General features: G+C 35.3%; 5 protein-coding genes and 1 riboswitch. Of the genes, 3 read left to right on the forward strand and 2 right to left on the reverse strand.

Annotated features, from left to right (window positions below; all coding sequences use genetic code 11):
* Nucleotides 1–144: 144 nt before the first annotated feature.
* Nucleotides 145–1,731 carry a phosphoenolpyruvate carboxykinase (ATP) gene (gene pckA, locus EC501_RS17815; protein WP_122973681.1) on the reverse strand — a complete coding sequence of 529 codons (1,587 nt, stop codon included), beginning with the start codon at nt 1,729–1,731 and terminating at the stop codon, nt 145–147.
* A gap of 200 nt (nt 1,732–1,931) precedes the next feature.
* Nucleotides 1,932–2,047, forward strand: a riboswitch (SAM riboswitch).
* A gap of 471 nt (nt 2,048–2,518) precedes the next feature.
* On the opposite strand from pckA, the gene metK reads away from it, so the two are divergent.
* Nucleotides 2,519–3,715: a methionine adenosyltransferase gene (gene metK, locus EC501_RS17820; protein ID WP_122973682.1), complete on the forward strand. Its 1,197-nt coding sequence runs from the start codon at nt 2,519–2,521 to the stop codon at nt 3,713–3,715.
* Between the two features lie 491 nt (nt 3,716–4,206).
* Here metK and EC501_RS17825 read toward each other — a convergent pair whose 3' ends face one another.
* Nucleotides 4,207–4,719, reverse strand: a complete 513-nt coding sequence (locus tag EC501_RS17825; RefSeq protein ID WP_122973683.1) for a gamma carbonic anhydrase — start codon at nt 4,717–4,719, stop codon at nt 4,207–4,209.
* A gap of 121 nt (nt 4,720–4,840) precedes the next feature.
* On the opposite strand from EC501_RS17825, the gene EC501_RS17830 reads away from it, so the two are divergent.
* The gene (locus EC501_RS17830; protein ID WP_122973684.1) at nt 4,841–5,644 is read left to right on the forward strand and encodes an alpha/beta hydrolase; all 804 of its coding nucleotides are present in this window, start codon (nt 4,841–4,843) and stop codon (nt 5,642–5,644) included.
* A gap of 224 nt (nt 5,645–5,868) precedes the next feature.
* Nucleotides 5,869–7,323 (forward strand): alanine/glycine:cation symporter family protein, encoded by a 1,455-nt coding sequence (locus EC501_RS17835; protein ID WP_421930395.1) that lies wholly within the window; start codon nt 5,869–5,871, stop codon nt 7,321–7,323.
* Nucleotides 7,324–7,465: the final 142 nt, after the last annotated feature.

Genomic DNA, 7,465 nt, shown 5'->3' on the forward strand with positions numbered 1-7,465 from the left:
AATAACTTTTTCGACATGTTCTTCCGCTCCATCAACCATTTATTTTATTTCATTATAAATAAAAGTACCCTATAAGAGAGACCTTTTTTCAAGTGTCTTTCTTATAGGGTACATTTTAAATTTAGACGTCCTTTTTATTATGGATTAAGCTAAAGGGCCACCTTTTTTCAAAATATCTTCAGAAACGTTTGTGAACTTTTTGAAGTTTTCTTTAAATAAGTCTGCTAAATAAGCTGCTTTTTTATCATAAGCTTCTTTATCTGCCCAAGCTTCACGAGGATTTAAAACTTCGCTTGGTACACCTTCTACGGCAGTCGGGATATGTAATCCAAAGATTGCATCTTGTGTAGTCTCAACATTATTAAGTTTTCCATCAATAGCAGCACGAACCATTGTACGTGTATAGGAAAGCTTCATACGGTTTCCAACACCATACTCTCCACCAGTCCAACCAGTGTTTACTAAGAATACTTGAGAACCGTGTTCATCAATTTTTTGACCTAACATTTCAGCATAACGAGTTGCTGGAAGTGGTAAAAATGGTGAACCGAAGCATGTAGAGAATACTGGCTCAGGAGATGTTACGCCACGTTCTGTACCTGCTAATTTTGAAGTAAATCCACTTAAGAAGTGGTACATTGCTTGCTCTTTCGTTAATTTGCTGATTGGAGGTAATACTCCGAAAGCATCAGCTGTTAAAAATACGATTGTTTTCGGATGTCCTGCAACGGAAGGTGTAACAATGTTATCGATAAAATGAATCGGATAAGCAGCACGAGTATTTTCCGTTAATGTTACATCATCATAATCAGGAATACGAGTTTCTGGGTCAATTACAACATTTTCTAAAACGGAACCAAAGCGGATTGCGTTATAAATTTCCGGTTCTTTTTCAGCGGAAAGGTTAACCGTTTTTGCATAACAACCACCTTCGATGTTAAATACGCCATTGTCTGACCATCCATGTTCATCGTCACCAATTAACTTGCGATTGCTATCAGCAGATAAAGTTGTTTTACCTGTACCAGATAAACCGAAGAATAACGCTACATCACCAGCTTCACCAACGTTTGCTGAACAGTGCATTGACAGGATATCACGTTCTGGTAATAGGTAGTTCATAATACCGAAAATAGATTTTTTCATTTCACCAGCGTACTCAGTACCACCAATTAAAATGACTTTCTTTTCTAAAGATACAATAATGAATGTTTCGGAAGTAGTACCATCTACTGCTGGATCTGCCTTAAAGGTAGGAGCTGAAACAATTGTAAATTCAGCCACATGAGAAGCTAACTCATCTTTTGTTGGACGGATGAATAATTGATGACAGAATAGATTGTGCCATGCATATTCATTAATTACTTGGATTGGAAGTTGTGATTCTTTATCAGCTCCTGCAAACCCTTTGAATACAAATAGCTCATCTTTTTCTTTTAAATAGTTTACAACTTTAACGTAAAGGTTATCAAACACTTCAGCAGAAATCGGACGGTTTACATTACCCCAGTCGATTTTGTCTTTTGTGCTTTCTTCTTCTACAATATATTTATCTTTAGGAGAACGGCCAGTATATTTACCTGTTTCAGCACGTAAAGCGCCATCTACAGTTAATGTTGCCTCTCCACGTTCGGTAGCTTTTTCCACTAATTGTGGTACTGAAAGTTGAACATTTATATTTTCTCCGTTTAATAATTCCTTCAGTTCATTTGCAATTTCTACTGAATTCATCGATTAAATACCATCCTTTTTTAAGAATTCCCACTTGCATTGGGAGGGTTGATTAATTTCAAAAATAGTATAACACATTGATTTAAATAATCTATACTAATTCCTGAAAATTATTTTATAATTTTAAAACATTTCATGATTTAGGTAAAATCCATTGACAATTAAAGTTACTTTACGTAAGATGTTGTGTTGAACGGATACTCTTATCCCGAGCTGGTGGAGGGTCAAGGCCCTATGAAGCCCGGCAACCTGCATTTTCATTTTATAATGCGATGGTGCCAACCTGATGCAAGGGGATACCCTTGAACGATAAGAGTGAAAGGTAATGTAATGAAACGACAATTCCTTTTACTCATGCAAAAGTACTTGAGTAGAGGAATTTTTTTTTTCAATTTAGAACACAATGAAAAGGATAGTTTAACTACCTATTTTATATGTGCCTTTCTAAATCCATGTATCAAATTACGAATAAGTGAATTTCACTTGCCATAACTTTTGATGCCACTCGATAAAAACTAGATTTCAAAAATGTTCTACAATACATTTTATACGAAATCTAACACAAAAGGTAGCTAAAAATTGTTCAGAACATGTTTTTGTACATATTTCATTATACAATTACTGTCCTTTTTAACTATCTTTAAAAAGATGGAAAATTTAAGCTAAACAAAAAATATCATTGTGACGGCTTGAAGTACTAATCTTTATAAGTGGGCTAAACATGGGTAATAGAGTACCGTATCAACAACGAGGAAAGAGTCTCGCTATAAACTTAGGAGGAAATCAAATGACAAACCGTCGACTGTTTACATCAGAAAGTGTAACAGAAGGGCATCCGGATAAAATTTGTGATCAAATTTCCGATGCTATTTTAGATGCAATCATTTCTGAAGACCCAAATGCACGGGTAGCTTGCGAAACAACGGTAACAACTGGATTAGTGTTAGTTGCCGGGGAAATTACAACATCTACATATGTTGATATTCAAAGTGTTGTTCGCAATACTGTTGCGGAAATTGGCTATACACGTGGGAAATATGGATTCGATGCAGAAAATTTAGCAGTATTAACTGCTATCGGAGAACAATCTCCTGATATTGCGTTAGGTGTAGATCAAGCTTTAGAAGCACGTGAAGGATCTATGACTGATGAAGATATCGAAGCAATTGGTGCTGGTGACCAAGGTTTAATGTTTGGATTTGCATGTAACGAAACGCCAGAATTAATGCCATTACCAATAAGCTTAGCTCATAAATTAGCTCGCCGTTTAACGGAAGTTCGGAAATCAAAGGAAATTCCATATTTACGTCCCGATGGTAAAACTCAAGTTACAGTAGAATACGATGAAAACAATCATCCAGTTCGGATTGATACGATTGTTATTTCTACTCAACATGATGAAGATGTAACATTGGAACAAATTCAACAAGACTTAAAAGAAAAAGTAATTAATGAAGTTGTTCCTTCTGATTTAATCGACTATGAAACAAAATACTTCATTAACCCGACAGGACGTTTTGTTATCGGTGGTCCTAAAGGGGATGCTGGTTTAACAGGACGTAAAATTATTGTCGATACGTATGGTGGTTATGCTCGTCACGGTGGCGGGGCATTCTCAGGTAAGGATCCTACGAAAGTAGACCGTTCTGCCGCATATGCTGCAAGATATGTAGCGAAAAATATCGTAGCAGCTGGTCTTGCAGAGCGTGCTGAAGTTCAATTAGCATATGCCATCGGTGTAGCTCGACCTGTTTCAATATCAGTGGATACGTTTGGTACAGGTAAAGTAGAAGAAAATAAATTAGTAGAATGGGTAAGTGAATTGTTTGATCTACGCCCAGCTGGCATTATTAAAATGCTTGATCTACGTCGTCCAATGTATAAACAAACGGCTGCTTATGGTCATTTTGGTCGCACAGATTTAGATGTCCCATGGGAAAACACTGATATCGCTCAAAAATTAAGAGAAAAGGCCGGACTTTAATTTTCTACATGAAAGAAAATTAGGCTGATTCATAGATAACAAGAAAAAATCTGCGAGATTTCTAAGGTGGTTTTTCCCACTTCAATAGAAATTAAGCAGATTTTTTTTTATTTCGGAATGAATATGTAAAAGAAAAATTAATGGAAGAAAAATTTAAATAATGTTTTAAGCATCCTTTTTACAATAGATAAAATGTATAAAACAATTAAGGAAAAAGCGAATATAAAAACATACAGAAGGATTTTTTGAAAAAACAAAATTAGTTGGTCGCTCCCTATTTCATCTAATGCAATCGATATGATGAGGGGAGTTAAAAATACGATGACCGGTGCAGTAAAAATAATAAGGCTGATTAGTAACCATTCAGATCCCTTTATAAGACGTATTACGAAGCACCCCTTCTTTATTTATATGAACAAAAAATAGAGGTAATACTTCGAAGATTTTAATAAAAAGAGTGTAACATGAAAGTTTACACTCACTTAAGAACATTATTTTTGAATTGATTTGTAGTATTGTCCCTTTTCAACGTATTCTCGGATAATGCGGTCCATATCTTCTCTATCTTCTGGGGTAACCATACGAACTACTTTTGCTGGTCTACCCATTGCTAAAGAATTAGGTGGAATTTTTTTACCCGGTGGTACTAAACTACCAGCACCGATAAATGCACCCTCTCCTATCTCAGCACCGTCTAATATAATGGACCCCATCCCAATTAATGCTCGTTTACGAATCACGCAGCTATGTAATGTTACTTGGTGGCCAATTGTTACTTCGTCTTCTATGATTAAAGGATTGTTCGGGCTTTGATGCAAACAACTTAAATCTTGAATGCTACAGCGTTTCCCGATTATAGTAGCTGATACATCCCCACGAATTACCGTATTAAACCAAATGGACGTCTCTTCACCAATTGTGACATCACCAGTAATTACGGCATTATCGGCAATAAATACAGATGGGTCTATTTTAGGATTTTTATTTTTAAATGGATAAATCATCGAAAAATACCTCGTTTCTAAGTATGATATATTATTATCGTATCAAATAAATAAAAGTATGGAAAATAATAATTGGTATATATATCCACAACTGAATAAGTAATGGGCAGGAGGGTGCGTTATGTGGAAATGGGAAGCAGATGGACAAGCAAAGGCAGTAGTCGTTATCATACATAGCGTTTTTGAACATCATCGTTGGTATGCTTGGTTAATTGAAAAACTTCGCTTAGAAGGTTATCACATTGTTATGGGAGATTTGCCAGGCCATGGCGAACATTTAAAATATTCAAAGGTTCATGACGAAACGATTGAAGAGTATTTAGATTATATTAAAAAGTTAATGGAAAGTGCTTTAACATATCAGTTGCCGGTTTTTATTATTGGTCATGGATTAGGTGGAACATTAGCTATTAGATTTTTAAAGAAGAATACAGTGGAATGTGCAGGTCTAATTTTAGCTTCGCCTTGGCTTCATTTAAAGAAAACGGCTAATTTACTTACGAATGCAATTACAAGTTTAGGAACTATAGCATCGAACAAAAAAATCTCGTTGAAGTTCGATAAAAATATGTTAACTAGAAATTTAGACGGCTACAATGAAATGGTTGATTATTTACCATATCATTCCAATGTAACGGTAAGATGGTTTAAAGATATCCATAATTTAATGAAAAATATGACGGCAGAACAGGAAGGGACATTAGCATTACCCATTTTGTTAATGGTTGCTAAAGAAGATAAAATTACTGATCCTCAGCCTGCAAGAAAATGGTTATTTAATCAAATGTCGTCGGAAATTCAATATAAAGAATGGCCGAACAGTTATCATAACTTATATCATGATTATGAACGGGAAGAAGTATTTACGTATGAGAAGGACTTTATCAATAATGTTATTCGTTCGTTAGGATACATTATTAAATAAAATGACATTTAAAGAAAAGAACTATCCATGAAATTCCTTTCGTTGGATAGTCTTTTTTTATGCGAATTCCAAATAGTAGAATAATGAAAATGAATACAATAAATTATCTTAATATTCTAACGTTTTATTTTTATAGTAATAGATAAAAATTTTTATTGAATTGAGGTTTTAATTTATGTAATATAAAGAATATTCTAAATAATAAATGAAAATGAGGTGCATCCATGATTGAGGAGATTGTTACGTGGTTAAACGATATGTTATGGGGTCCAGTAATGATTTATGGTATTTTAATCGTCGGACTACTGTTCTCCATCTTAACGAAATTTGTTCAAGTCCGAAAAATTAAGGATATGTTTGTCCTAATGTTTACAGGAGAAAAATCGGAAGCGGGTATTTCGTCATTCCAAGCTCTATCAATAGCATTATCCGGTCGAGTTGGTACGGGTAATATTGTAGGTACAGCTACAGCTATTGCTTTTGGTGGACCAGGTGCTGTATTTTGGATGTGGGTAACGGCATTTATTGGAGCATCAACTGCATATGTGGAATCAACATTAGCTCAAATTTATAAAGAAAAGAAAAATGGTGTTTACCGAGGAGGTCCAGCCTTTTATTTAGAAAAAGGTACAGGTCAGCGTTGGTTTGGCGTTGTCTTTGCCGTAGCTGCCATTTTAGCCGTAGCTATTTTAATGCCAGGGGTACAATCAAATGCGATTACTAGTGCGGTAAATAATGCTTTTGGTGTTGAACCGTGGATTACTGGTTTAATTGTTGTAGCGATATTAGCATTTATTATTTTAGGTGGCGTGAAACGTATTGCAAACGCAGCTCAAATTATCGTTCCTTTTATGGCTGTTGCCTATATTTTATTAGCCATTATTGTAATCATAATGAATATTTCCCTTGTTCCAGATGTATTTGCCCTTATTATTCGTAGCGCATTTAATGTTGATGCGACCTTTGGCGGGATGATTGGTGCAGCGATCGCGTGGGGTGTAAAACGTGCAGTTTATTCGAATGAAGCAGGACAAGGTACAGGACCACACTCTGCAGCAGCAGCTGAAGTATCCCACCCAGCTAAGCAAGGTTTAGTACAAGCGGCTTCTATTTATATTGATACATTATTCGTATGTTCAGCAACAGCATTAATGATATTGTTTATGGGTACATATAACACAAATGTAGGAGATGCTAATGGGGAATTAGTAGTTGAAAATGTAGCAGGGGCTACTTATTCAGAATTCACACAATTAGCCGTAAATAAAGCATTCCCTGCCTTAAATGATTTTGGTTCGATGTTTGTGGCCATTGCGCTGTTCTTCTTTGCCTTTACTACAATTATGGCCTATTATTATATTGCTGAAACGAATGTGGCGTACTTATTCACCCAGAAAAGGGAACAATTCTTTACTTGGGTCTTAAAATTTGTCCTCATCATTTCCACTTTCTATGGGGCAATCCGTACATCGGATTTAGCTTGGAAATTTGGCGATTTAGGATTAGGTTTAATGGTTTGGATTAATGTAATCGGAATACTCATATTAATGAAACCAGCTATGTTAGCGTTGAAAGATTACGAGCAACAGAAAAAAGAGGGGAAAGATCCAGTATTTGACCCTATTAAACTAGGAATTAAAAACGCAACCTTCTGGGAGAATTATAAAAAAGATAAATAAAATAAAAAGAGCGGGCAAAAGTAAAATGTACCCTATAAGAAAGACACTTGAAAAAAGGTCTGAACTGAACCCCGAATAGTGGACACTTTAAAAAAAGTGGACCTATTCGGGGTTTTTCTATTTTCTTCAATGAACTACCCCG

The sequence above is a fragment of the Lysinibacillus halotolerans genome (assembly GCF_003711845.1).
GTDB classification, from domain to species: Bacteria; Bacillota; Bacilli; order Bacillales_A; family Planococcaceae; genus Ureibacillus; species Ureibacillus halotolerans.

Coding starts and splice junctions, on each gene's coding strand:
- EC501_RS17825 (WP_122973683.1), bottom strand. CDS start 4,719: ATGATTTATCCATTTAAAAATAAAAATCCTAAAATAGACCCATCTGTA.
- EC501_RS17830 (WP_122973684.1), top strand. CDS start 4,841: ATGTGGAAATGGGAAGCAGATGGACAAGCAAAGGCAGTAGTCGTTATC.
- EC501_RS17835 (WP_421930395.1), top strand. CDS start 5,869: ATGATTGAGGAGATTGTTACGTGGTTAAACGATATGTTATGGGGTCCA.
- pckA (WP_122973681.1), bottom strand. CDS start 1,731: ATGAATTCAGTAGAAATTGCAAATGAACTGAAGGAATTATTAAACGGA.
- metK (WP_122973682.1), top strand. CDS start 2,519: ATGACAAACCGTCGACTGTTTACATCAGAAAGTGTAACAGAAGGGCAT.